22 protein-coding genes are annotated in these 21,926 nt (G+C 68.3%); 7 read left to right on the forward strand and 15 right to left on the reverse strand.

Features of this window, described 5'->3' with window-relative positions; genetic code table 11:
- Positions 1–9: 9 nt before the first annotated feature.
- Positions 10–1,965, reverse strand: a complete 1,956-nt coding sequence (locus ACTG4X_RS33485) for an MFS transporter (protein WP_440532956.1) — start codon at positions 1,963–1,965, stop codon at positions 10–12.
- A 14-nt stretch (positions 1,966–1,979) separates the two neighbouring features.
- Entirely contained in the window at positions 1,980–2,834 is an 855-nt protein-coding gene (locus ACTG4X_RS33490; RefSeq protein ID WP_093055436.1) for a hypothetical protein, read from the reverse strand.
- A gap of 146 nt (positions 2,835–2,980) precedes the next feature.
- On the opposite strand from ACTG4X_RS33490, the gene ACTG4X_RS33495 reads away from it, so the two are divergent.
- Complete coding sequence (locus tag ACTG4X_RS33495) at positions 2,981–3,715, forward strand: helix-turn-helix domain-containing protein (RefSeq protein WP_093055434.1); 735 nt, start codon at positions 2,981–2,983, stop codon at positions 3,713–3,715.
- A gap of 12 nt (positions 3,716–3,727) precedes the next feature.
- Here ACTG4X_RS33495 and pyrF read toward each other — a convergent pair whose 3' ends face one another.
- Genes pyrF through ACTG4X_RS33520 form a run of 5 tightly spaced genes read right to left on the reverse strand, consistent with a single transcriptional unit; the run spans position 3,728 to position 7,428 of the window.
- Positions 3,728–4,552: an orotidine-5'-phosphate decarboxylase gene (gene pyrF, locus ACTG4X_RS33500; RefSeq protein WP_093055432.1), complete on the reverse strand. Its 825-nt coding sequence runs from the start codon at positions 4,550–4,552 to the stop codon at positions 3,728–3,730.
- 33 nt (positions 4,553–4,585) lie between these two features.
- Positions 4,586–5,371, reverse strand: a complete 786-nt coding sequence (locus tag ACTG4X_RS33505) for a uracil-DNA glycosylase family protein (RefSeq protein ID WP_440532957.1) — start codon at positions 5,369–5,371, stop codon at positions 4,586–4,588.
- Positions 5,368–5,910 carry a ribosomal protein S18-alanine N-acetyltransferase gene (rimI, locus tag ACTG4X_RS33510; protein ID WP_093055428.1) on the reverse strand — a complete coding sequence of 181 codons (543 nt, stop codon included), beginning with the start codon at positions 5,908–5,910 and terminating at the stop codon, positions 5,368–5,370. Before rimI ends, ACTG4X_RS33505 begins: the two co-directional genes overlap by 4 nt.
- A gap of 5 nt (positions 5,911–5,915) precedes the next feature.
- Complete coding sequence (tsaB, locus tag ACTG4X_RS33515; protein ID WP_093174276.1) at positions 5,916–6,626, reverse strand: tRNA (adenosine(37)-N6)-threonylcarbamoyltransferase complex dimerization subunit type 1 TsaB; 711 nt, start codon at positions 6,624–6,626, stop codon at positions 5,916–5,918.
- Positions 6,627–6,660: 34 nt separating this feature from the next.
- A complete protein-coding gene (locus tag ACTG4X_RS33520; RefSeq protein WP_093076180.1) occupies positions 6,661–7,428 on the reverse strand; it encodes a DeoR/GlpR family DNA-binding transcription regulator in 768 nt (255 codons plus the stop codon).
- A gap of 79 nt (positions 7,429–7,507) precedes the next feature.
- On the opposite strand from ACTG4X_RS33520, the gene ACTG4X_RS33525 reads away from it, so the two are divergent.
- The 3 genes from ACTG4X_RS33525 (at position 7,508) to ACTG4X_RS33535 (ending at position 11,266) form a co-directional block, all read left to right on the forward strand.
- The gene (locus tag ACTG4X_RS33525) at positions 7,508–8,095 is read left to right on the forward strand and encodes a GDP-mannose pyrophosphatase (RefSeq protein WP_093076638.1); all 588 of its coding nucleotides are present in this window, start codon (positions 7,508–7,510) and stop codon (positions 8,093–8,095) included.
- 7 nt (positions 8,096–8,102) lie between these two features.
- Positions 8,103–9,524 carry a D-alanyl-D-alanine carboxypeptidase/D-alanyl-D-alanine endopeptidase gene (gene dacB, locus ACTG4X_RS33530; RefSeq protein ID WP_440532958.1) on the forward strand — a complete coding sequence of 474 codons (1,422 nt, stop codon included), beginning with the start codon at positions 8,103–8,105 and terminating at the stop codon, positions 9,522–9,524.
- Positions 9,525–9,700: 176 nt separating this feature from the next.
- On the forward strand, positions 9,701–11,266 hold the full coding sequence (locus ACTG4X_RS33535) for an alpha/beta hydrolase family protein (protein ID WP_440534451.1): 1,566 nt from the start codon (positions 9,701–9,703) through the stop codon (positions 11,264–11,266).
- Between the two features lie 7 nt (positions 11,267–11,273).
- Here ACTG4X_RS33535 and ACTG4X_RS33540 read toward each other — a convergent pair whose 3' ends face one another.
- From ACTG4X_RS33540 to purE, 3 genes are read right to left on the reverse strand one after another with little or no spacing between them, the layout of a single operon-like run.
- Positions 11,274–12,275 (reverse strand): L-threonylcarbamoyladenylate synthase, encoded by a 1,002-nt coding sequence (locus tag ACTG4X_RS33540; RefSeq protein ID WP_093076184.1) that lies wholly within the window; start codon positions 12,273–12,275, stop codon positions 11,274–11,276.
- Positions 12,272–13,474 (reverse strand): 5-(carboxyamino)imidazole ribonucleotide synthase, encoded by a 1,203-nt coding sequence (locus ACTG4X_RS33545; RefSeq protein WP_440532959.1) that lies wholly within the window; start codon positions 13,472–13,474, stop codon positions 12,272–12,274. Before ACTG4X_RS33545 ends, ACTG4X_RS33540 begins: the two co-directional genes overlap by 4 nt.
- On the reverse strand, positions 13,471–14,031 hold the full coding sequence (purE, locus tag ACTG4X_RS33550) for a 5-(carboxyamino)imidazole ribonucleotide mutase (protein WP_093055414.1): 561 nt from the start codon (positions 14,029–14,031) through the stop codon (positions 13,471–13,473). The genes ACTG4X_RS33545 and purE overlap by 4 nt, the downstream gene beginning before the upstream one ends.
- 36 nt (positions 14,032–14,067) lie before the next feature.
- On the opposite strand from purE, the gene ACTG4X_RS33555 reads away from it, so the two are divergent.
- Together ACTG4X_RS33555 and ACTG4X_RS33560 are read left to right on the forward strand one after the other, a co-directional pair.
- Positions 14,068–14,988: a tetratricopeptide repeat protein gene (locus tag ACTG4X_RS33555; protein WP_093055412.1), complete on the forward strand. Its 921-nt coding sequence runs from the start codon at positions 14,068–14,070 to the stop codon at positions 14,986–14,988.
- Positions 14,989–15,096: 108 nt separating this feature from the next.
- The gene (locus tag ACTG4X_RS33560; RefSeq protein ID WP_440532960.1) at positions 15,097–15,540 is read left to right on the forward strand and encodes an META domain-containing protein; all 444 of its coding nucleotides are present in this window, start codon (positions 15,097–15,099) and stop codon (positions 15,538–15,540) included.
- A gap of 21 nt (positions 15,541–15,561) precedes the next feature.
- On the opposite strand, the gene ACTG4X_RS33565 is transcribed toward ACTG4X_RS33560, so the two are convergent.
- The 5 genes from ACTG4X_RS33565 to ACTG4X_RS33585 form a co-directional block, all read right to left on the reverse strand.
- A complete protein-coding gene (locus tag ACTG4X_RS33565; RefSeq protein WP_440532961.1) occupies positions 15,562–17,064 on the reverse strand; it encodes a hypothetical protein in 1,503 nt (500 codons plus the stop codon).
- Between the two features lie 123 nt (positions 17,065–17,187).
- Positions 17,188–18,093 carry a phosphoribosylaminoimidazolesuccinocarboxamide synthase gene (locus ACTG4X_RS33570; protein ID WP_093055406.1) on the reverse strand — a complete coding sequence of 302 codons (906 nt, stop codon included), beginning with the start codon at positions 18,091–18,093 and terminating at the stop codon, positions 17,188–17,190.
- A 98-nt stretch (positions 18,094–18,191) separates the two neighbouring features.
- Positions 18,192–19,256 carry a class II fructose-bisphosphate aldolase gene (fba, locus tag ACTG4X_RS33575; RefSeq protein WP_013544161.1) on the reverse strand — a complete coding sequence of 355 codons (1,065 nt, stop codon included), beginning with the start codon at positions 19,254–19,256 and terminating at the stop codon, positions 18,192–18,194.
- A 64-nt stretch (positions 19,257–19,320) separates the two neighbouring features.
- Complete coding sequence (locus tag ACTG4X_RS33580) at positions 19,321–20,250, reverse strand: alpha/beta hydrolase (RefSeq protein ID WP_440532962.1); 930 nt, start codon at positions 20,248–20,250, stop codon at positions 19,321–19,323.
- 35 nt (positions 20,251–20,285) lie between these two features.
- Positions 20,286–20,771, reverse strand: a complete 486-nt coding sequence (locus ACTG4X_RS33585; RefSeq protein ID WP_093055402.1) for an Lrp/AsnC family transcriptional regulator — start codon at positions 20,769–20,771, stop codon at positions 20,286–20,288.
- Positions 20,772–20,907: 136 nt separating this feature from the next.
- Between ACTG4X_RS33585 and ACTG4X_RS33590 the strand changes: the two genes are divergently transcribed.
- Positions 20,908–21,924: a 1-aminocyclopropane-1-carboxylate deaminase gene (locus tag ACTG4X_RS33590; protein ID WP_093055400.1), complete on the forward strand. Its 1,017-nt coding sequence runs from the start codon at positions 20,908–20,910 to the stop codon at positions 21,922–21,924.
- The last annotated feature ends 2 nt before the right edge of the window (positions 21,925–21,926 follow it).

Raw genomic sequence — 21,926 nt, forward strand, 5'->3', positions numbered from 1 at the left:
TGAGGTGTTTCAGGCGCCCAGCAGGGCGCTCACGCGCTGGCGCAGCGACTCGGGCTGCACCTCGGCCGGCGGCACGGGGCCGCCGACGTTCAGGCCCACGCGGCTGAAGAAGCCGCGGCGGAAAGGCTTGGCCATGGCCACCTGTTCGCCGCCGCGCAGCTCGATGCGGCTGAAGTACGAGCCCCAGAGATTGATCAGCGCCATCGGGATCACTGGCGGCTCCAGGCCTTCGGCGCGTGCGCTCTCGACGATCTTCATCACGCCGCCCTTGAAGGGCTGCAGCGTGCCGTCGCGCGTGATCGCGCCCTCCGGGAAGATGGCGAGCAGGTCACCCTCGCGCAGCACGCCCAGCGCCTTGGCAAAGGCCGCTTCGTACGCTGCCGGGTCTTCCTTCTGCGGCGCGATGGGGATCGCCTTGGCCAGCCTGAACAGCCAGCCCAGCACCGGCACCTTGAAGATGCGGTGGTCCATGATGAAGCGGATCGGCCGCGGGCTCGCCGCCATCAGCAGCACCGCGTCGATGAAGCTCACGTGGTTGCACACCAGCACCGCCGCGCCCTCGGTGGGAATGTGCGACTCGCCCTTGATATCGAAGCGGTAGACGAAGCGCGACAGCACCCAGGCCACGAAGCGCAGCAGGTACTCGGGCACCAGCATGAAGATGTAGAACGCCACCACCGCGTTGGCGATGCCGGTGAACAAAAAGATCTGCGGAATGGTGAAGCCCGCGCCCAGCAGGGCGCCGGCGATGACCGAGCTGCCGATCATGAACAGCGCATTGAGGATGTTGTTGGCCGCGATGATGCGCGCGCGGTGCGTGGGTTGGCTGCGCAGCTGGATCAGCGCATACATCGGCACGCTGTAGAGCCCCGCGAACAGCGACAGCAGCGCCAGGTCGGCCATCACGCGCCAGTGCGCGCCCTGGTGCACGAAGGCGCCGATGCCCATCTCGGGCACCTTGGGCAGGCCGCGCGAGGCAAAGTACAGGTCGATCGCGAACACGCTCATGCCGATGGCGCCCAGCGGCACCAGGCCGATTTCAACCTGCCGGCGGCTCAGCGTCTCGCACAGCAGCGAGCCGACGCCGATGCCCACCGAGAACACCACCAGCAGCAGCGAGGCCACCTGCTCGTCGCCGTGCAGCACTTCCTTGGCGAAGCTCGGAAACTGGCTCAGGAACACCGCGCCGAAGAACCACATCCACGAAATGCCCAGCAGCGAGCGGAACACCACCACGTTCTCGTTCGCGAGCTTGAGGTTGCGCCAGGTCTCGCTGATGGGGTTCCAGTTGATGACCAGCCCCGGATCGGTGGCCGGCGCCTTCGGAATGGCCTGTGCCACGCCCCGCCCGACCAGCGCCAGCAGCACGCAGCCCACGGCCACGCTCATGTGGCCGATCTGCGGTATCGCCACCAGCAGCCCGCCCGCCACCTGCCCGAGCAGGATGGCGACGAAGGTGCCCATCTCGACCATGCCGTTGCCGCCCGTGAGCTCGCGCGCGTCGAGCACCTGCGGCAGGTAGGCGAACTTGACCGGCCCGAACAGCGTGGAATGCAGCCCCATGAGGAACACGCAGCCCAGCAGCACCACGGCGTTGGCCGTGACGAAGCCCCAGGCGGCGATCAGCATGATGACGATTTCGAGGTTCTTGACGAAGCGGATCATCTTCGTCTTGTCGAACTTGTCGGTGAGCTGGCCGGACGTGGCCGAGAACAGCAAAAACGGCAGGATGAACAGCGCACCGATCACCAGCCCCGCCATGGCCGGCGGCATCCAGCTCAGCTGGAGCTGGTAGGTCACCATGACGGTGAAGGCGAACTTGAAGAGGTTGTCGTTCGCCGCGCCGGCGAACTGGGTCCAGAAGAAAGGCGCGAAGCGCCGCTGCTTGAGGAGGGCGAACTGGTTGGCGTGGGCGTTCGCTTCATGGGCCACGGGTGTGGCTGCGGCAGCGGCGGGATTTGTCATTCGAAGAGTGCTCCTCAGGCGGCCACGGCGGCGGCGCCCGGATTGTGCCGTAGTGCGGCTTCCCAGCGCATTTCGAGCTTGTGGAGCGCAAGCACCACGGGCAGCCCGGCGAGCGAGGCCGTCAGGTGCTTCAGCGTATGGCCCGAAACCGTGTGCCGCGTGAATTCGTAGATCTGGTGGTCGGCCAGCTCGAAAGCCTTGGCCAGCACGTAGAAGAAGATGACCCAGCCCAGCTTCAGCCCGACCGACTTGCGCATCGGCGTGGCCAGCGCCAGCGTCACCACCAGCGCCATTCCGCCGAACTGCACCAGCGCCCATGGCATGACGTTGCCGGTTTCCTGGAACACCTCGGCCGAGAGCAGGCCGGCCGTCAGCACGAACCAGGCGGCGGGCCAGCCGGCGCGCTGGCTCACCCGCTCGCAGACCGCCACCCCGATCAAGCCTGCGAAGGCCACCGCCATGCCGGCGCGGTCCGCCGCGAGCCGGGGGGCGTCGGGCACGAGGTGGAAGAAGGCCGAGCCCGCGGCGGTGGCGATCAGGCCGGCGAAGAAGAGCCAGGCGCAGTCCAGCGTGTTGTCGGGCGGGTCGCTGGCGGGCGGGGCCAGGGGGAATTGCGACAGCGCCTCCTGGTGCGAGCGGTCGATGCGGTTGAGCCGGTACAGGCCCCACAGGCCGATCACCACGAAGGGGATGTTGCTCAGCACGTCCATGGCGTTGGGCAGGCCATGCCAGGCGCGGTCGTCGGCAAACACCGAGGCGATGGCGACTTCGGCGGCCGGCAGCTCGGGCCCGAAGAAGGCGATCAGCGCGAGCAGCACGAAGGTGAAAAGCAACCCGCGTTCGCGGCGGCTGAGAGAGGGCAAGAGCATGGCGGTCCTCGGTGGGTGGTCTGTACGAGCCGCGGAATTTAGTGGCGGGCCGCTCCACAGGCATCGAGAATCGATACGTGGCACTAATTCACACCTGACGGTATCTTCAATCGATACTTGCCGGCGCCCGTGTACGCTTCCGCCCCATGAGCACCACCGTCGATCTCGTCCAAGCCCTCAAGAACGAACTCAAGAGCGCCCGCATGACCTACGCCGACCTGGCGCGGTCGCTCGACATGGCCGAATCCAGCGTCAAGCGGATGCTGGCCAAGAGCGACATGCCGCTGTCGCGGGTGGACGCCATCTGCCGGGCGCTGAAGATCGATTTCGCCGAGCTGGCGCGCCGCGTGGCCGACGCCCAGCCGCTGCTGAAGGAGCTGACGCACGAGCAGGAAAAGGCGGTGGTCAAGGACAAGAAGCTGCTGCTGGTGGCCATCAGCGTGCTGAGCCAGTGGACGCTGGAGCAGATCGTGGCGGCCTACCGCGTGAGCGAGGCCGAGTGCATCGGCTGCCTGGCGCAGCTGGACCGCATCGGCATCATCGAACTGCGCCCGCTCAACCGGTATCGCCTGAAGCTCGCCAAGACCTTCCGTTGGCGGCCGCACGGCCCTGTGATGGAGTTCTTCCGCGAGAACGTGGTGCTCGACTACTACCGCGGCGGCTTCGACGGCCCGGCCGAGGGCCTGCTGCTGGTGCACGGCTCGATCAGCCGCTCGCTGGCGCCGGCCTTCCTGGAGCGCCTGCAGCGCGTGGCGCAGGACTTCGCGCAGCAGCACCAGACAGACCAGAAGCTGTCGGCCAAGGACCGCGAGGGCTACACGCTGCTGCTGGGCATGCGCAACTGGGAATTCGAGCTCTTCACCCGCCTGCGCCGGGGCTGAACTCGGGGCCGATCAGGGCTTGGCGGCTTCCAGGGTGTCGCGCATGGTGCGCGCGGCGATTTTTGCCGCTTCGGCAAAGTCGTCGCCCGACGACGCATAAATGATCGCTCGCGAAGAGTTCACGACGATCGGCGCATCGGCACGCCAGCCGGCGCGTACCGTGGCTACAGCATCGCCGCCCTGGGCGCCGACGCCCGGAATCAGCAGCGGCACCGTCGGCGCAAGCTCGCGCACGCGCTCGATCTCGGCGGGGTAGGTCGCACCCACCACCAGGCCGAGCTGGCCATTCAGGTTCCAGGGCCCCTGCGCCAGCCTGGCGACGTGTTCGTACAAAAAGGGCTGCCCCTCGACGTCCGCCAGCCGCTGCCCCTGCAGGTCGGACCCGCCAGGGTTGCTGGTGCGGCACAGCAGGAAGGCGCCCTTGCCCTCGTGCTTGAGGTATGGCGCGACCGAGTCGAAGCCCATGAAGGGCGACAGCGTCACCGCGTCGGCACCGTAGCGCTCGAAGGCTTCCAGGGCGTATTGCTCGGCGGTGGAGCCGATGTCGCCGCGCTTGGCGTCGAGGATCGTGGGAACGTGGGGCGCGTTGCGGCGCATGTGCTCCATCAGCTGTTCGAGCTGGGCTTCGGCACGGTGGGCCGCGAAGTAGGCGATCTGCGGCTTGAAGGCGATGACCAGGTCGGCCGTCGCGTCGACGATGCGCGCGCAGAAGTCATAGATGCGGCTGGCGTCGCCCTTGAATTGCCCCGGGAATCTGGCTGGCTCCGGATCGAGCCCCACGCAGAGCAAGGAACCGTTTTTTTGCTGTGCGGCGGCCAGCTTGTCGAGGAAAGTCATGGGGCCTGATTTTAGGCGGCCCGTTTCCGGCCCTCAGTTGGGCGCGGGCGTGTGCTGTTCGGCGGCCAGGCAGAGGTCGGCCCAGGCGCGCGCCTTGTCGGCGGGGTTGCGCAGCAAATACGCGGGGTGGTAGGTCGCCACCACCGCCGCGCCACTGACGGAATCCAGCGGCACGACGCGGCCGCGCAGCTTGCCCAGCGGGTCGCCGCTGCGCATCAGGCTCTGCGCCGCCAGCGGGCCCATCGCCAGCACGATGCGGGGTGCGAGCGCTGCGGCGTGCTCGTCGAAGGCCTCATCGATTGCGCGCGGGCTGCCGGGCTGGCCGGCGGCCACGCCGCGGTGGGTGCGCATGAGGTGCACTGGCGTATGGCCATCGTGCAGCTTCAGGGCGCGCAGCATGTTGTCGAGCAGGCGGCCGGCGTCGCCTTCGAAGGGCTCGCCGTGGCGGCCGTCGGCTTCGGGCGGCATGTCGGCCACGACCAGCCAGCCGCCCTGCGTGGATTCCGCTGCGCCGGCGTCGGCGTAGAGGCGGCAGGGCGCCTCGACCAGTACGGCAGCGCCCTGGGACATCGGCGCAGCCACCGGGCGGGCAGCCGGTGCTGGTGCCGCGGCAGGCCGGGCGGCCGGTGCTGGCGCGGCAACGGGTGCTTCGACCTGCACGCGTTCCTCGGCCACGGCCACCTCTTCTTCGGCAACAGCAGCCGTCTCAGGCACCGCCACTTCGACAGCCTCGGGCACAGGCCACCAGACCTTCACGCCCATTTCGTCGAGCATCGCGCGCTGGCGGGCGTCGAGCTTCAATGTCTGTACCGCACTCATCGCAGGGCTCCCCAGGCGGAGCCTGATTCGTTCAAACGCAGGCTCATGACGACGGCGTCCTCGCGCTTGCCGTCGTGCGCCGGGTAGTAGCCCTTGCGCACGCCGACGCTGCGAAAGCCCTGGCGCATGTAGATGTCGAGCGCGCGCTGGTTGCTCTGGCGCACTTCGAGCCACAGCCACTGCGCGCCCTCGCCGCGCGACCAGCCGCCCAGCGCCTCGAGCATGAGCGGCGCCCAGCCCTGGCGCTGGAAGGCCGGCGCCACGGTGATGTTCAGCAGGTGCACCTCGTCGACGCCCTTCATGGCGACGAAGTAGCCGATCAGCGTTTCGCCCAGCTCCGTGACCGGCGAGCTCACACCCGGTGCCACGCCGGGCGCCAGCAGGCACTGGCAGTGGTAGCCCACGGCCATGGAATCGGTGAAGTTGGCGCGCGTCCAGGGATGGCTGTAGGCCGTCTGCTCGACCGCGCAGACGGCATCGATCCGCTCGACGGTGAGCGGTTCGAGGCGGGCTTCGACGGGCTGGAGGACGGCGCTCATGCGGGTCAGTTGGCGGCGGCTGCGGCCGCCTTGATGGCGGCGCGCTCTTCGGTGGTTTGCGCCACTTTATCCCGAACATAGAGCGGCCAGGCCTGCGCGGCCGGCACTGTGCGCCCGGCCGCGAGCAGCGCGGGGGCCAGCCGCAGCATGGCGGTGGCGGTCGGCAGCGCCTCGTGGCGGGTGGCGGGCGGGGCCAGGCGAAGGCCGTAGGCGGCGAAGGCATTGCCGGCGAGCGCCCAGCCGGCGGGCACTTCGAGGTCTTCGGGCGACAGCAGCAGGGGCTCGTCGTCGCCACCCAGCGGGCCGTTGGCCGCGAAGTCGTAGCGCGCGGCATAGATCTGGTCCATGCGGGCGTCCAGCACGGCCACCACCTGTTGGGCACCGAAGGCATGGCGCGCTTCCTCGGCCACGGCGAGCAGCGTGTCGACCGGCAGCAGCGGCACCTTGGCGCCGAAGGCCAGTCCCTGTGCCACCGAGCAGGCGGTGCGCAGCCCGGTGAACGAACCGGGGCCGCGGCCGAAGACGATGGCGTCGAGCTCGGACAGTGCCAGCCCGGCGTCGCCCAGCAGTTGCTGGATCAGCGGGAGCAAGGTGGTCGAGGCTTGCGCGCCGCCAACGCCGTTGTGCGCGAGCAGCCTGTCGCCGTGAAGCACGGCCACGGACAGGTGCTCGGTGCTGGTGTCGAAGGCGAGCAGCTTGGGCAGGGCGAGGGGCATCCGCCGATTATCGAGGGGCGGCCAATCCCCAGGGTCACGCGCCGTTATCGCTGCGCAAAATGGCCAGCCCCGCCTTGCGCAGCGGCGCCAGCGCCTTGGCAGGAGCGTCCGGCGATACCAGCAGGCTGGTGGCCGAGGTCACCGGGTTCACCACCCAGGCCGACGCCGCGCCGAGCTTTTCCGACGAGGCCAGCACGACCGTCTCGGCCGCCGACGCCATCAGCGCGCGCTTGATCTCGGCCTCTTCCAGGTCGCCCGTGGTCAGCCCTGCTTCGGCGTGCACGCCGGTAACGCCCATGAAATACGTGTCGGCATGGATGCGCGCAATGGCCGCCATCGCCGCCGAGCCGACCGCCACCACCGAGTGCTTGAAGAGGCGCCCGCCGATCAGCACCACCTCGATGCCGGCATGCGCCACCAGCTCGATGGCCACCGACGGACTGTGCGTGACCACGGTGGCCTGCAGATTCGCCGGCAGGTGGCGCGCAAGCTGCACGGCCGTGGTGCCGCCATCGATGAATACCACCTGTCCCGGCTTCACGAGGCGCGCAGCGGCGCGGCCGATGGCCACCTTTTCATCAGGAGCCAGTTGCTGGCGCCCCGCGAAGTCGGCCTCGGCCGCCGCGACCGGCAGCGCGCCACCGTGCACGCGCTGCAACAGGCCTTCGGCGGCCAGCTCGCGCAGGTCGCGGCGGATGGTGTCTTCCGACAGGCCGAGTTCTTCGCTGAGCGACTTCGCGACGACGTTTCCGTCACGTCGCAGGACCGAGAGGATGTGTTGCTTGCGCTGGCTGGTGAGCATCGGCCGATGGTATCGGTGCGCGCCGTTTATTGCACGTTTTTTCTTGTTTTTGCACGAATTCGCACATATGCTCGCCGCCATGACCATCCACGACCGCGTCCGGGTGCACGAAGTCACCCTGCTTTCCGACAACTGGTACACGCTGCGCACCACCGCCTTCGACTGGCGGCGCAACGACGGCCAATGGCAGCGCATGCACCGCGAAACCTACGACCGCGGCAACGGCGCCACCCTGCTGCCCTACAACCTCGCGCAGCGCACCGTGCTGCTGACGCGCCAGTTCCGCTACCCGGCCTTCGTCAACGGCCACGACGACCTGCTGATCGAGGCCGCGGCCGGCCTGCTCGACGACGCGGAGCCCGAGGAGCGCATCCGCGCCGAGGTCGAGGAAGAACTCGGCTACCGGCTCGGCACGGTGCAGAAGATCTTCGAGAGCTTCATGAGCCCGGGTTCCGTTACCGAGAAGCTGCATTTCTTCGTCGCGCCCTACGAGCCCTCGATGCGCATCGGCGCGGGCGGCGGGCTGGCCGAGGAGGGCGAGGACATCGAGGTGCTGGAGCTGGCCATCGACGAGGCGCTGGCCATGGTGGCCGACGGCCGCATCGCCGACGCCAAGACGGTGATGCTGCTGTATCACGCGAAGCTGCATGTGTTTGCGCCGGGATAATCGCCGCATGCCTCTTGCCTTCCGCCGCGCGGCCTGCGCACTGACTCTCTCCTTGCTGGCCCCGGCTGGCGCCTTCGCCCAGCAAGCACTCCCGACCCAGGTCGATGCCGCCCTCGCCCGCGCCAAGGTGCCGCGCGAGTCCGTGACCATGCTGGTGGCCGAGGCCGACGGCACGCGCCAGCCGCGCCTGGCCTGGCGCACGCAGGCGCCGGTGAACCCCGCGTCGATCATGAAGCTGGTCACCACCTACGCCGCGCTCGACCTGCTCGGCGCGGCCTACAGCTGGACCACGCCGGTCTACGTCGAAGGCACGGTGAACAACGGCGTGCTCAACGGCAATCTCTACATCAAGGGCCAGGGCGACCCCAAGCTGGTGCTGGAGCGCGTGTGGCTGCTGCTGCGCCACGTGCAGGGGCTGGGCATCACCACGGTGAGCGGCGACATCGTCATCGACCGCAGCGCCTTCGAGACCACGGTAGAGGGCGACCCGAGCGCCTTCGACGGCGAGCCGCTGCGCCCCTACAACGCCTCGCCCGACGCGCTGCTGGTGAACTTCAAGTCGGTCAACATGACTTTCGCGCCCGACCGCGCCGGCCAGATCGCGCGGGTGAGCTACGAGCCCCCGCTGGCGAGCGTGGCCATGCCGCCAACCGTGGCGATCGTGCCCGGCGAATGCGGCGACTGGCGCGCCGCGCTGCGCACCGACTTCAGCGACGTGAACCGCATCCGCTTCAACGGCGGCTTCCCGGCCGGCTGCGGCGAGAAGAGCTGGGCCGTGGCCTATGGCGATCCGCGCACCTACGCCATGCGCGCCATCGGCGGCATGTGGGCCGAGATGGGCGGGCGCGTCGGCGGGCAGATGCGCGAGGGGCGCGTGCCGGCGGGGCTGAAGCCGGCCTTCGAGTTCGAGTCGCCGCCGCTGGCCGAGGTGATCCGCGACATCAACAAGTACAGCAACAACGTGATGGCGCAGCAGCTGTTCCTCACGATCGGGCTCACGCAGAAGAACCGCGGCACCTTCGAGGCCTCGCGCTCAGCGCTGGGCCAGTGGTGGCGCGAGCGCATCGGCACGGGCGAGGCGCAGCCGGTGTTCGAGAACGGCTCTGGCCTGTCGCGCGACGAGCGCATCAGCGCGGCCGCGCTCGGCAAGATGCTGCAGGTGGCGTGGCGCTCGCCGGTGATGCCGGAGCTGATGTCCTCGCTGCCGGCCATGGGCGTGGACGGCACGCTGAAGAAGCGCACGCTGCGCTCCGGCGGCTCGGCCCATCTGAAGACGGGCACCCTGCGCGACGCATCCGGCGTGGCCGGCTACGTAGACGGCGCAAGCGGGCGCCGCTACGTGCTGGTGGCCATTGCCAACGGCGAGAACGCGGGCGCGGCGCGCGCGGCGTTCGACGCGCTGGTTGACTGGGCCTCGCAGGACAACTGAGGCCGACGGCTCGGCAAGGCGCACGGCCAGCGGCCGTGTACTGAAATCTTCTGAGGGCAAACGCCCGCTTGCGCGCGGGCATGCCCCTGCACAGAATCGGACGGTCGTTCTTTTCCGTACAAAACCAACGCAGGAGACATGCCTTGACAAAGCCCCACCCCCATTCGTCCGTCCCGATGCGCAAGACAGCAGCCCTGACGGCGCTCGCAGGCGCAACCTTGTTGCTGCTCGCCGCCTGCGGAGGCGGTGGTGGTGGCGGGGGTATCGGCATCGGGGTGGGCGTTCCGCCGCCCGCCACCGACGACGGCCGGGGCTCGGTGGTCACCAACCCGCCCGAGCAGACGGCGAAGCTGACCGCCGACCAGTTCACCGCCAGCCTGCAGGCCAGCGACCAGGGCAAGGCGCTGCTGCAGGTGGCGGGCACGCCCAAGTGCGGCATCGACCTGCGCTACCTCGAATACCGCACCATCGGCGCGAAGAGCGAGGCCACCAACGCCACCGCCGCGATCATGGTGCCCACCGGCTCCGACGTGGCCTGCGGCGGCCAGCGTCCGGTGGTGCTCTATGCCCACGGCACCACCGCCGCCAAGGCCTACAACCTGGCCAAGTGGACCGACAGCACGCAGGCGGCTGCCGGCGAGGGCCTGATGGTTGCCGCCATGTTCGCGGCGCAGGGCTACATCGTGGTGGCGCCCAATTACGCGGGCTACGACAAGTCGACCCTGCCCTACCACCCGTATCTCAACGGCGACCAGCAGGGCAAGGACATGGTCGACGCGCTCACCGCCGCGCGCAAGATCTTCTCGGGCATCGGCGCGAACGACGCCGGCTCGCTGTTCATCACCGGCTACTCGCAGGGCGGCTACGTGGCAATGGCGGCGCACCGCGAGATGCAGGCCACGGGCAAGACGGTGACGGCGTCGGCGCCGCTGTCGGCACCCTCGGCCATCAGCCTGCTGACGGACTACACCTACCAGGGCTGGCCGGCGCTGGGCGCCACGCTGTTCGTGCCGCTGCTGTCGACCAGCTGGCAGCAGCAGTTCGGCAACGTCTACAGCTCCACCAGCGACGTGTATGAAGCGCAGTACGCCAACGGCATCGACACCCTGCTGCCGAGCACCTCGCCCGGCACGCTGTTCTCCAGCGGCAAGCTGCCGCAGCTGGCGCTGTTCCCGGCCAATGCCACGCCTGGGCCGGTGAGCCCCTCGCTGTCGATCTTCTACGGCGCCAACAACCTCATCAAGCAGAGCTTCCTGACGCAGGCCGCCGGCGACATCCAGGCCACGCCCTGCCCCGGCAACGCGCTGCCGGCCACGTCGGCGTCGCTGAGCACGGCATCGCCGCTGGACTGCAAGCCGTCCACGGGCTTCCGCAAGGCGGCGCTCGCCAACGACCTGCGCAACTGGACGCCGACCCGCCCGATGCTGATGTGCGGCGGCGCCAACGATCCGACGGTGAACTTCGTGAGCACCCGCGCCACGTCAGGCTACTTCCGCGCCAAGGGCGTGCCGGCTGCCGCGCTGGCGGTGGTCGATCTGGAAGATTCGGCCGCGATCGACGCCTACTCGACGGCCCGTGCCGGCTTCGCGCAGGCCAAGGCCCTGCTGGCGCAGAACACGTCGGGCAGCGCATCTGACAAGGCGCAGGCGGTCACGCTGGCGTACCACGGCACGCTGGCGCCGCCGTTCTGCCTGGCCTCCGCCCGTGGCTTCTTCCAGGGCGTGCTCGCCGCTGGGGGCTGATCGAGGATCAGGCCGCTGACGCGCGCTGCAGCCGATCCCGCACGCCTTCCCAATCGGGCGTGTCGGGTGGCATCTCGACCCAGATCAGCTTGACGCCCTGCGCATCGAACTCGCGCAGCACCGCGAAGAGCTGCTGCGCACTGGCCGCCGCATCGTCGGGCATGCGCCGTTGCAGCACGCGCTGCGAGCGGCTGCGCACCACGGTGCGCGACCACACGGCGATGTGCGCGGCATTCGCGCCCAGCACGTCGAGGCCGGTCTGGATCGCCTTGGCGTCCATCAGCCGCACCTTGGCGTCCGGGGCGTAGTGCGCCTCCAGCGTGCCCGAGGCGCGCGGGTCGGGTGTTTCGAGCACTTCGCGGTCGCTGAGCTTCTCGCCGCAGGCGGCCTCGATCTGCGCACGCGTGATCAGGCCGGGCCGCAGCAGCACGGGGGCGCCGCGGCTGCAGTCGACGATGGTCGACTCGATACCGACCTCGCAGGCTCCGCCGTCGACCACCAGCAGCGCGTCGCCGAACTCGTCGTGCACGTGCTGCGCGGTGGTCGGGCTGACGCGGCCGAAGCGGTTGGCGCTGGGCCCCGCAAGGCCGGGCACACCCTGCTGGGCGCAGGCTTCGAGCAGCGCCTGCGCCACGGGATGCGAGGGGCAGCGCAGGCCGATGGTGTCCTGCCCGCCGGCCGCCGCCGCGCCCACGCCGGGCTGGCGCGTGACGATCAGCGTGAGCGGCCCGGGCCAGAAGGCCTGCACGAGTTTCTGCGCGAAGAGCGGCAGCGGCTGCGCGAAGCGCGACAGCGACTCGGTGCCCTTGATGCCGGCCGCCACGTGGACGATCAGCGGGTGATCGGCGGGCCGCCCCTTGGCCTTGAAGATGCCTGCCACGGCCATGTCGCTGCTCGCGTCAGCCCCCAAGCCGTAGACAGTCTCGGTCGGAAAGGCCACCAGCCCGCCCGCGCGAAGCACGCGCGCGGCTTCGGCAATGGACTCGGGGGAGCGGCCGTCGAGGATCATGCGAGATCGGCGGTGGTCACCGCCGGCAGGCCCAGCAGCAGCGCGGCCTGCGAGGCGGTGGCACGCACGGCTTCGAGCGTGACGCCGGTGAGCGTGAGGTGGCCCATCTTGCGGCCGCGCCGCGGGTCGATCTTTCCGTAGAGATGCAGATGCACGCCCGGCAGCGCGAGCACCTCGCTCCAGCGCGGCGAAACCGGCTTGTCGCCGCCCTCGGCGGTGAACCACAGGTCGCCCAGCAGGTTGAGCATGATCGCGGGGCTGTGCTGGCGCGGCGCGGCCAGCGGCAGGCCGGCGAGCGTGCGCACCTGCAGCTCGAACTGCGACACGTCGCAGGCTTCCATCGTGTAGTGGCCGCTGTTGTGCGGGCGCGGCGCCATCTCGTTGACGACCAGCGAGCCGTCGGCCAGCGCGAAGAACTCGACGCACAACACGCCCACATAGCCCAGGCCGTTGGCGATGCTCTTCGCCGAATTGACCGCGCCCTGCGCCACCGTCTTCGGCATGTTCTGCGGATGCACCTCGGTGACGGCCAGGATGCCGTCGCGGTGCAGGTTGCGCTGCGGCGGGAAGTGCACGATCTGGCCATCGCGGCTGCGCGCGAGGATGACCGAGCATTCGAACTCCAGCGGCAGCATCTTCTCGAGCACGCAGGGCACGCAGCCCGTGGCCTGCCAGGCATCGACCAGCTCGGCGCGCGTCTTCACGCGCTGCTGGCCCTTGCCGTCGTAGCCCAGCCGCGCGGTCTTCAGGATGCCGGGCAGCAGGCTGTCTTCAACGGCGGCGAGCTGCGCCGCGGTCTCGATGACCGCATAGGGCGCGCAGGGCACGCCGCAGCGGGTGAAGTGGGCCTTTTCGGCGATGCGGTCCTGCGCGATGGCGATGGCCGAGGCGCCGGGCGACACCGGCCGCGCGACCGCAAGGTGCTCCAGCGAGGGCGCTGGCACGTTCTCGAACTCGGTCGTCACCGCATCGGCCAGGCCGGCGAGGCGGGCGAGGCCGTCGACGTCGTCGTAGTCGGTGTGGATGTGGTGGTGGCTCACGCGGCCGGCGGGGCTGTCGGTGTCGGGATCGAGCACCGCCGTGAAGTAGCCCATGCGCTGGGCCGCATGGGCGAACATGCGCCCCAGCTGGCCCCCGCCGAGCACGCCGAGCGTGGCGCCCGGGAGGATGGGCAGGTCACCGTTCTTGCTGTTGCTCACAGGGCACCTCCGCCTTGCGGCGAGAAAGGGGACACGGGGGGCACTTCTCCGACACCGCCGGCAGGAGCCGGCGGCAGCGTCATGGCCTCGGCGGCGGCGGTCTGCGCCGTGCGGAAGGCATCGAGCTTCGCGCGCAGCGCCGGGTCGTTCACCGCCAGCATTGCCACCGCGAACAGCGCCGCGTTGGCCGCGCCCGCATTGCCGATGGCAAAAGTGGCCACCGGCACGCCCTTGGGCATCTGCACGATGCTGTAGAGCGAATCGACGCCCTGCAGGTGGCGGCTGGCCACCGGCACGCCCAGCACCGGCACCGTGGTCTTGGAGGCCAGCATGCCCGGCAGATGGGCCGCGCCGCCCGCGCCCGCGATGATCGCGGTGAGCCCGCGCCCGGCGGCGCTTTCGGCGTACGCGAAGAGCGCATCGGGCATCCGGTGGGCCGAGACCACCTTTGCTTCGTGACTGATTCCGAATTGCTGGAGAATCTCGACCGCGTTGCGCATCGTCTCCCAATCGGAGTTCGAGCCCATCACTACACCGACCTGAATGGTTTCGTTCATGGTTTCAATTTTACGTTTCACCCTCAGCTGGTTCCGATGATCGACATCACTCTCGAAAATTTCCAGGCCGAACTGATCGAAGGCTCAGTGGCCACGCCGGTGCTGCTGGACATCTGGGCCGAATGGTGCGGCCCCTGCAAACAGCTGGGCCCGGTGCTCGAAAAGCTCGAAGTCGAGTACGCCGGCCGCTTCACGCTGGCCAAGCTCGACGCCGACAAGGTGCCGCAGATTTCGTCGCAGCTGTCCGAAATGTTCGGCGTGCGCAGCATCCCGTTCTGCGTGATGTTCAAGGACGGCCAGCCGGTGGACGGCTTTGTCGGAGCCATTCCGGCCGAGAAGATCCGTGAATTCCTCGACAAGCACGTGCCGGGCGCCGACGAAGCCGAGGCCGCCTCTGAAGAAGCCGCCGCGCAGGAAGCGCTGGCCGAGGGCGACACCCAGGGCGCACTCGAACGGCTGCAGCACGCAGTGGCCACCGACCCGGCCAACGACGACGCCCGCTTCGACTACATCAAGCTGCTGCTGCAGGAAGGCCGCGTCGACGACGCCAAGGTCGCCTTTGCCCCGGTGATCGCCAAGACCACGCTGGTACGCCGCTTCGATGCATTGCAGCGCTGGATGGATGCTATCGATTTCGCAGCACCGGTGGCAGGCGCCGCGCCTGCGATCGCCGACTTCGAGGCAAAGATCGCCGCCAACAAGCGCGACTTCGACGCCCGCTTCGGCCGCGCCCGCCTGCTGATGGCCGCACAGCGCTGGACCGACGCGATGGACGAGCTGCTCGACATCCTGATGCGCGACAAGACCTGGAGCGAAGACCTGGCCCGCAAGACCTACATCGCCATCCTCGACCTGATCGAGCCGCCGAAGGTGAAGGTGGCCGACGGGCAGATCCCGCCGGACGATCCGGTGGTGGCCACCTATCGCCGCCGCCTCAGCAGCATCGTGCTGAGCTGATCCGGAAAGCGGATCCACAAAGCGACCCTCGGGGTCGCTTTTTCGTGGCCGCCTCGAATACGATCACGCCCGATTCAACTTGTTGCAGATTGAAAAGGAAGACTGGCCATGCGCTCCTTCGCCCGCCGTATCGTGTTTCCCCTTCTTGCCACGACGGCGCTGCTGACCGTCCTTACCGGTTGCGGCAGCGGCATCAGCCTCGACGAGCCGATCGAAGGGCCGGTCTGGCGCCTTGCTCAGTTGGGTGACGAGCCGGTAGGGCAGAGCGAAGCGCAAGTTCAGTTCGACCGCAGCAGCGGCCGCGTCAGCGGATCGGGCGGCTGCAACCGCATCTCCGGCACCTTCACGCGCAGCGGCATCACGCTGAGGATCGGCCAACTGGCCTCTACCCGCATGGCCTGCGCGGACCCGGCGCGTGGGGCCAATGAAGCGCAGTTCATTTCCGCGCTGCAGAGCACCGCGAGCTACCGGCTGGCGGGGCCGAGCCGACTGGCGCTGCTGGACGGCGGCGGGCGGACGGTGGCGCTGTTGAACAGCGGCGGGGGGCGCTGAGCGCACTCGCCGCGCCTACCTTCACTTGGCCGCGGGGGCACCGACGGTCAGCTGGATGTCTTCGGTGGCCAGGCCCCGGTCGGAGATGCTGACGTCCACCGTGCCCTTGGCGTCTGCCGCCACCTTGATGCGCACGACAAACTGGTTCACCGCGGGACCAACCAGGATTTCGGAGGTTGCCGGGCCCTTGACCGTCACCTGCGGCCAGACCGTTATGCCGCTCACGGCAATCTCGTAGACCTCGCCCGGACTGACCTTCGCATCGTCGGCCGGCGCGACAGTCATGGCACTGACGCTCCCCACGCAGCTGCCGTTTCGCTCCACGGACTTGCGCTGCTCGGCAAAGCTGAGCAAGCGGTTGCTCAGGGGGCGGCGGGCGGCGTAGAGATCAGCCGTTTCCTTGGCCAGCTTGCGCGCCATGCTGGCCTCGGATGCATTGGCTGGCTGCTTCTTGGCATCCGCCTCGAGCTTGTCTTCCTGCGTTTTCTTTGCCGCGGCCAAGGCGGCGATCTGTTGTTGTTGCAGCACAGTGATCTGCGCGAGCAGCTCCTGCAAGCTCGCAGTCCCAAGTGACTTTGCTGCGACCGCCGGCGCAGCCGGCGCCCGGGCACCAGCCGCTGCAGGCGCTGGCGGGGCCGCGCCGCCGCCACCGCTGCTTTCGCTCGGCGCATCGATCTTCACCGCCCTGAACTTGCCGATGATTCCCGCTGCCTGGCTGGCCATGGTGTCCGGCGGGGTGATGGGCTTGTTGGCGGCATTGATGCGGGCCGCCACGCGGGCAAAGACCAGATCGCCCTCGCGCATCAGGATGACGCCGCTGTTGTTCAGCTGGTCGGCCAACTGTTCGCTGGAGGCCAGGGTCTTGCGGGCACGCCACAGCGCTTCTTTCGCCTCTGCGCGAACCCGTGCCCTGGGAAGCTTGCTGTCGCTGCCATAGCGGTCGATGGCCTCGGCTTCGAGCAAATCCTTGTCGAGCGTATTGATGGCTTCCGTCAAGGCCTGCCGCTCCTGTCGCATCAGCGAGAAGTCGACCGCACTCATGCGCAGCGGCTCGATGTTCATCATCGCGCACGTCAGCTCACGGATGCCTTCGACATACGCCAGTTCCTGGTTGGGATTGACGAACCACGTGCTGCCCGAATACGCCGCGAAGCCGACCGCACCGGCCAGGGCCAGGCGCTTCTTGTCGTGGTCGCTCGTCACGCCCGACTTCAGGCCGCTGTAGAGCGCCGCCGCCGTGACGCCGAGCAGTCCGAGCTGCGTGACGGCACGCACCCGCGCCTGCGTCGAGAGGGAGTCGTACCACTCGCGGCGCTGGTCCTTCAATACGCCGAGCGCGCCATGCAGGTTGCCCGCGAACCGCTCGGCATGGGCGTTGCGGACCTCCTCGCGGCCAAGTTGGGCGATCGGCACGTCGACCCGCTTGCTGCGCTGGTAGGGATTGGTGCTGCTGCAGCCCGTGACAGCCACCACAAGCCCCGCCGCCACGCAGCGCTGCCAACGAAGAACATTCCCGGTTTTCATATCCCCCGCCCCTCATGTTTTGAGTACGCATGATGGCGGGGCGGGGGCGTTCGTACATCCCCGATTCCCGTGGCGACAAGGCGCCCGGGATGAACTACGAAGCGACGAAAAGGAAGAGGAGGATCAGCCCGTCAGGCGCTCCAGCGCCTCGCGGTACTTGGCAGCCGTCTTCTCGATGACCTCAGCCGGCAGGCGCGGCGCCGGGGGCGTCTTGTCCCACGGCTTGCCGTTGATCTTGGTGGCTTCGAGCCAGTCGCGCACGAACTGCTTGTCATAGCTCGGCGGGTTGGCGCCGGTGGCCAGCGCGGCCTGGTAGCCCTCGACCGGCCAGTAGCGCGAGCTGTCTGGCGTGAGCACTTCGTCCATCAGCACCAGCGTGCCGGCTTCGTCCAGGCCGAACTCGAACTTGGTGTCGGCAATGATCATTCCCTTGGTCAGGGCGATCTGGGCGGCGGTTTCGTAGATGGCGATGCTGGTCTCGCGGATCTGCTGGGCCAGCTTGGGGCCGACGATCTCGACCACGCGGTCGTAGCTGATGTTCTCGTCGTGCTCGCCGGCCGCGGCCTTGGCGGCGGGCGTGAAGATCGGGCGCGGCAGCTTGCTGGCGTTGGTCAGGCCCTCGGGCAGCGGCACGCCGCAGACCGATCGGCTTTCCTGGTATTCCTTCCAGCCGCTGCCGGCCAGGTAGCCGCGCACCACGGCCTCGACCGGAATCGGCTTCAGGCGCTTGACCAGCATCGAGCGGCCCGTGACCTGCGGCACTTCATCGGGTGTTACAGCGCTTTCGGGCGCGTCGCCTGTCAGGTGGTTGGGGCAGATCTGGCCCAGCCGCTCGAACCACCACAGCGCCATCTGCGTGAGGATCTCGCCCTTGCCGGGAATGGGCTCGCCCATGATCACGTCGAAAGCGCTGAGCCGGTCGCTCGCGACCATCAGGATGCGGTCTTCGCCGACGGCGTAGTTGTCGCGCACCTTGCCGCGCGCAAGCAAGGGCAGGCTCTGGATGGAGGAGGTGTGGACGGTGGTCATGGGAACAGATGCTGTGGGGAAACTGATGACGGGAAAGCGGATTGTGCGCGCAGAAAAAAGCCACCGCGAACGGTGGCCTTCGAATCGCAGGGAAGTTTTTAGACGACTTCCTGAGCCAGTTCGCCCTTGGCGTACTTGGCGGCGACCACTTGCAGCGTGTCGCCCTTGATCTTGGCGCCCTGGCCTTCGCAGCCGAACTCGATGTAGCGCTGCTTGCAGATCAGCTTTGCGGCCTCGCGCGCGGGCTTGAGCCACTCGCGGGCGTCGAACTTCTCGGGGTTCTCGGCCAGGAACTTGCGCACCGCGCCGGTCATGGCCAGGCGGATGTCGGTGTCGATGTTGATCTTGCGCACGCCGTGCTTGATGGCTTCCTGGATTTCCTTCACGGGCACGCCGTAGGTTTCCTTCATGTTGCCGCCGTACTGGCGAATGATGGCCAGCAGTTCCTGCGGAACGCTCGACGAGCCGTGCATCACCAGGTGGGTGTTGGGAATACGGCGGTGGATTTCCTTGATGCGGTCGATCGCCAGGATGTCGCCGGTGGGCTCGCGCGTGAACTTGTAGGCGCCGTGGCTGGTGCCGATGGCGATGGCCAGCGCGTCGATCTGGGTGCGCTTGACGAAATCGGCGGCCTGCTCGGGGTCGGTGAGCAGCTGTTCGCGCGTCATGGTGTCGTCGGTGCCGTGGCCGTCTTCCTTGTCGCCCTTCATGGTCTCGAGCGAACCGAGGCAGCCGAGCTCGCCTTCGACGGTGACGCCCAAGCGGTGGGCCATGTCGGACACCTTCTTGGTGACGTCGACGTTGTAGTCGTAGCTGGCGATGGTCTTGCCGTCGGCCTCGAGCGAGCCGTCCATCATGACCGAGCTGAAGCCCAGGTCGATGGCGCCCTTGCAGACGTCGGGGTTCTGGCCGTGATCCTGATGCATGACCAGCGGGATGTTCGGGTACTGCTCGATGGCGGCCTGGATCAGGTGCTTGATGAAGGCTTCGCCGGCGTACTTGCGGGCGCCTGCGCTGGCTTGCAGGATGACGGGCGCGCCGGTTTCCTTGGCGGCCTCCATGACGGCCTGGACCTGTTCGAGGTTGTTGACGTTGAAGGCCGGAATGCCGTAGCCATTGGCTGCGGCATGGTCGAGCAGTTCGCGCATCGAGACGAGTGCCATGGAAATACCTCGCGGAATTTAGGGAAAGAAGAAGGCTGAAAGACAGGAGAAAACTGCCGCAATTCTACCGAGCCCCCTTGTGGGACAGGACTGACGCCAACCCGAGGAACTCCATCACCGGCGGCAGCACCGGCCCACCCAGCCACTGGATGGGCCTGGCGAAAGCGCCGATCAGCGTCACGTGGCTCAGGTTGTCGAACAGCCTGACCTGCACCGGCACGCCCGCCGCGCGCAGCGCCGTGGCCATCTGCCCGGTGTTGCGGTCGGGGTAGACCAGGTCGTCTTTCGATGCCGCCATGAGCAGCGCGCGCGGCGAGGCTGGCGTGACATGCGCCAGCGGCTGCGAGTCGGGCGGCGTGTCCGGCCAGTTGAAGGCGGCCTGCGCCTGCGGGTCGCCGATGGGCAGGAAGTCGTAGGGGCCGGCCAGGCCGATCCAGCCCGCGAGTTGCTTCGGGCTGGCGCCCACCTCGCCGAGCCAGCGCTCGTCGAGTGCCACCATCGCGGTGTTGTAGCCACCCGAGCTGTGCCCCATCACGAACACCTGCTTCGGATCGGCGCCCAGCCGGGCCGCGTTGTCGAGCGCCCATTTGACGGCCAGCGCGCTGTCGCGCACGAACGCCGGGTAGGTGAAGGCCGGCGACAGCCCGTAGTCGGGCACCACCACCACCGCGCCGCGCGCGGCCAGCGCCTCGCCGACGAACCTGTAGCTGGCGCGGTCGCCGGTCGTCCAGGTGCCGCCATAGAAGAACACGACCAGCGGCCGCGCACCCTGGGCCGGCTGCGTGGCCGGCAACGGCTGGTACACGTCGAGCAACTGGCGGGGCGCCTGGCCGTAGGCGATGCCGCCCTGGAACCGGTAGGTGTCGGTTGGCACCAGGCCGTTGAGCACCTTGACCGGCGAGCAGGCCGGGAGCACTGCGGCGGCGATGACGCAGAGGGCGATGAAGAAAGCGCCGCGACGCCGGCGGAGTGACGCGAAGGTGGGAAGACTCATCGCAACAGTACGCACGGGGGCGGGCGCCGGTTTCGTCAGATCGGCAACTGCGTGGTCGACAGCACCTGCTTGAGCACAACGAAAGTCCGGACCTGCCGCACCCCCGGCAGGTACAGCAGCTGCTCGGCATGCAGGTGGTTGAAGCTGTCGTTGTCGCGCGTGCGCACGAGCATGAAGTAGTCGAACTCGCCCGTGACCACGTGGCATTCGAGGCAACCCGACACCTTCTGCGCGGCCTTCTCGAAGTCGGCGAACGAGTCGGGCGTGGAGCGGTCGAGCACCACGCCGATCATCACGAGCATGCCGACGTCGAGCGCGTCGGCATCGAGCAGGGCGACGATGCCCTTGATGAACCCCTCCGCCTTGAGCCGCTCGACGCGGCGCAGGCAGGCGGCCGCACTGAGATTGACCTTGGCGGCCAGCGCCACGTTCGACAGCGAGGCGTCGCGCTGAAGGGCGCGGAGGATGGCGCGGTCGGTGCGATCGAGCTCCGGCGCGATACGCAATTTTGTTGTGCTCATGCCTTATTTTTCGGCTTGAAAGTTTTCGATCTGGCCATAGTGCCTTTTTTTCTCTAGAGAATCCACAAAACTTCGCAAGCACGTTGCGTTCGCTTCTTTCTACGATCTAAGGCTTCAACTCCCTGGAGCCGCTCCCATGAATCTGAAGAAGTTTCCCCGCTACGCCCTGACCTTTGGCCCCACGCCGATTCACCCGCTGAAGCGGCTGAGCGCGCACCTCGGCGGCAAGGTCGATCTGTACGCCAAGCGCGAGGACTGCAACAGCGGCCTGGCCTTCGGCGGCAACAAGACGCGCAAGCTCGAATACCTGATCCCCGAGGCGCTCGAGGGCGGCTACGACACGCTGGTGTCCATCGGCGGCATCCAGTCGAACCAGACGCGGCAGGTGGCCGCGGTGGCCGCGCACCTCGGGCTGAAATGCGTGCTGGTGCAAGAGAACTGGGTCAACTACTCCGACGCGGTGTACGACCGGGTCGGCAACATCGAGATGTCACGCATCATGGGCGCCGACGTGCGGCTGGACGCGGCAGGCTTCGACATCGGCATCCGCAAGAGCTGGGAAGACGCGATGGAGAGCGTGCGCAAGGCAGGCGGCAAGCCGTTTCCGATTCCGGCGGGCTGCTCGGAGCATCCGCGCGGCGGGCTCGGCTTCGTCGCCTTTGCCGAAGAAGTGCGCCAGCAGGAGGCCGAGCTGGGCTTCAAGTTCGACTACATCGTGGTCTGCGCGGTCACCGGCAGCACGCAGGCCGGCATGGTGGTGGGCTTCGCGGCCGACGGCCGGGCCGACCGCGTGATCGGCATCGACGCCTCGGCCAAGCCGCAGCAGACCTTCGACCAGATCCTGCGCATCGCGAAGAACACGGCCGAGCTGGTGGAGCTGGGCCGCGACATCACCGAGAAAGACGTGGTGCTCGACCGCCGCTTCGGCGGCCCCGAGTACGGGCTGCCGAACGACGGCACGCTGGAAGCCATTCGCCTGTGCGCGCGCTTCGAGGGCATGCTGACCGACCCCGTGTACGAGGGCAAGTCGATGCACGGGATGATCGAGAAGGTGCGGCTGGGGGAATTCCCGGCCGGCTCGAAGGTGCTGTATGCGCACCTGGGCGGGGTGCCCGCGCTGAACGCCTACAGCTTCCTGTTCCGCAACGGTTGAGC

The organism is Variovorax sp. YR566, from assembly GCF_051992195.1.
GTDB lineage: Bacteria > Pseudomonadota > Gammaproteobacteria > Burkholderiales > Burkholderiaceae_C > Variovorax.

Coding starts and splice junctions, on each gene's coding strand:
- ACTG4X_RS33535 (WP_440534451.1), top strand. CDS start 9,701: ATGCGCAAGACAGCAGCCCTGACGGCGCTCGCAGGCGCAACCTTGTTG.
- ACTG4X_RS33490 (WP_093055436.1), bottom strand. CDS start 2,834: ATGCTCTTGCCCTCTCTCAGCCGCCGCGAACGCGGGTTGCTTTTCACC.
- pyrF (WP_093055432.1), bottom strand. CDS start 4,552: ATGACTTTCCTCGACAAGCTGGCCGCCGCACAGCAAAAAAACGGTTCC.
- ACTG4X_RS33505 (WP_440532957.1), bottom strand. CDS start 5,371: ATGAGTGCGGTACAGACATTGAAGCTCGACGCCCGCCAGCGCGCGATG.
- ACTG4X_RS33565 (WP_440532961.1), bottom strand. CDS start 17,064: ATGAAAACCGGGAATGTTCTTCGTTGGCAGCGCTGCGTGGCGGCGGGG.
- ACTG4X_RS33580 (WP_440532962.1), bottom strand. CDS start 20,250: ATGAGTCTTCCCACCTTCGCGTCACTCCGCCGGCGTCGCGGCGCTTTC.
- tsaB (WP_093174276.1), bottom strand. CDS start 6,626: ATGCCCCTCGCCCTGCCCAAGCTGCTCGCCTTCGACACCAGCACCGAG.
- fba (WP_013544161.1), bottom strand. CDS start 19,256: ATGGCACTCGTCTCGATGCGCGAACTGCTCGACCATGCCGCAGCCAAT.
- purE (WP_093055414.1), bottom strand. CDS start 14,031: ATGAACGAAACCATTCAGGTCGGTGTAGTGATGGGCTCGAACTCCGAT.
- dacB (WP_440532958.1), top strand. CDS start 8,103: ATGCCTCTTGCCTTCCGCCGCGCGGCCTGCGCACTGACTCTCTCCTTG.
- ACTG4X_RS33540 (WP_093076184.1), bottom strand. CDS start 12,275: ATGATCCTCGACGGCCGCTCCCCCGAGTCCATTGCCGAAGCCGCGCGC.
- ACTG4X_RS33520 (WP_093076180.1), bottom strand. CDS start 7,428: ATGCTCACCAGCCAGCGCAAGCAACACATCCTCTCGGTCCTGCGACGT.
- ACTG4X_RS33525 (WP_093076638.1), top strand. CDS start 7,508: ATGACCATCCACGACCGCGTCCGGGTGCACGAAGTCACCCTGCTTTCC.
- ACTG4X_RS33590 (WP_093055400.1), top strand. CDS start 20,908: ATGAATCTGAAGAAGTTTCCCCGCTACGCCCTGACCTTTGGCCCCACG.
- ACTG4X_RS33485 (WP_440532956.1), bottom strand. CDS start 1,965: ATGACAAATCCCGCCGCTGCCGCAGCCACACCCGTGGCCCATGAAGCG.
- ACTG4X_RS33570 (WP_093055406.1), bottom strand. CDS start 18,093: ATGACCACCGTCCACACCTCCTCCATCCAGAGCCTGCCCTTGCTTGCG.
- ACTG4X_RS33585 (WP_093055402.1), bottom strand. CDS start 20,771: ATGAGCACAACAAAATTGCGTATCGCGCCGGAGCTCGATCGCACCGAC.
- ACTG4X_RS33555 (WP_093055412.1), top strand. CDS start 14,068: ATGATCGACATCACTCTCGAAAATTTCCAGGCCGAACTGATCGAAGGC.
- ACTG4X_RS33560 (WP_440532960.1), top strand. CDS start 15,097: ATGCGCTCCTTCGCCCGCCGTATCGTGTTTCCCCTTCTTGCCACGACG.
- rimI (WP_093055428.1), bottom strand. CDS start 5,910: ATGAGCGCCGTCCTCCAGCCCGTCGAAGCCCGCCTCGAACCGCTCACC.
- ACTG4X_RS33495 (WP_093055434.1), top strand. CDS start 2,981: ATGAGCACCACCGTCGATCTCGTCCAAGCCCTCAAGAACGAACTCAAG.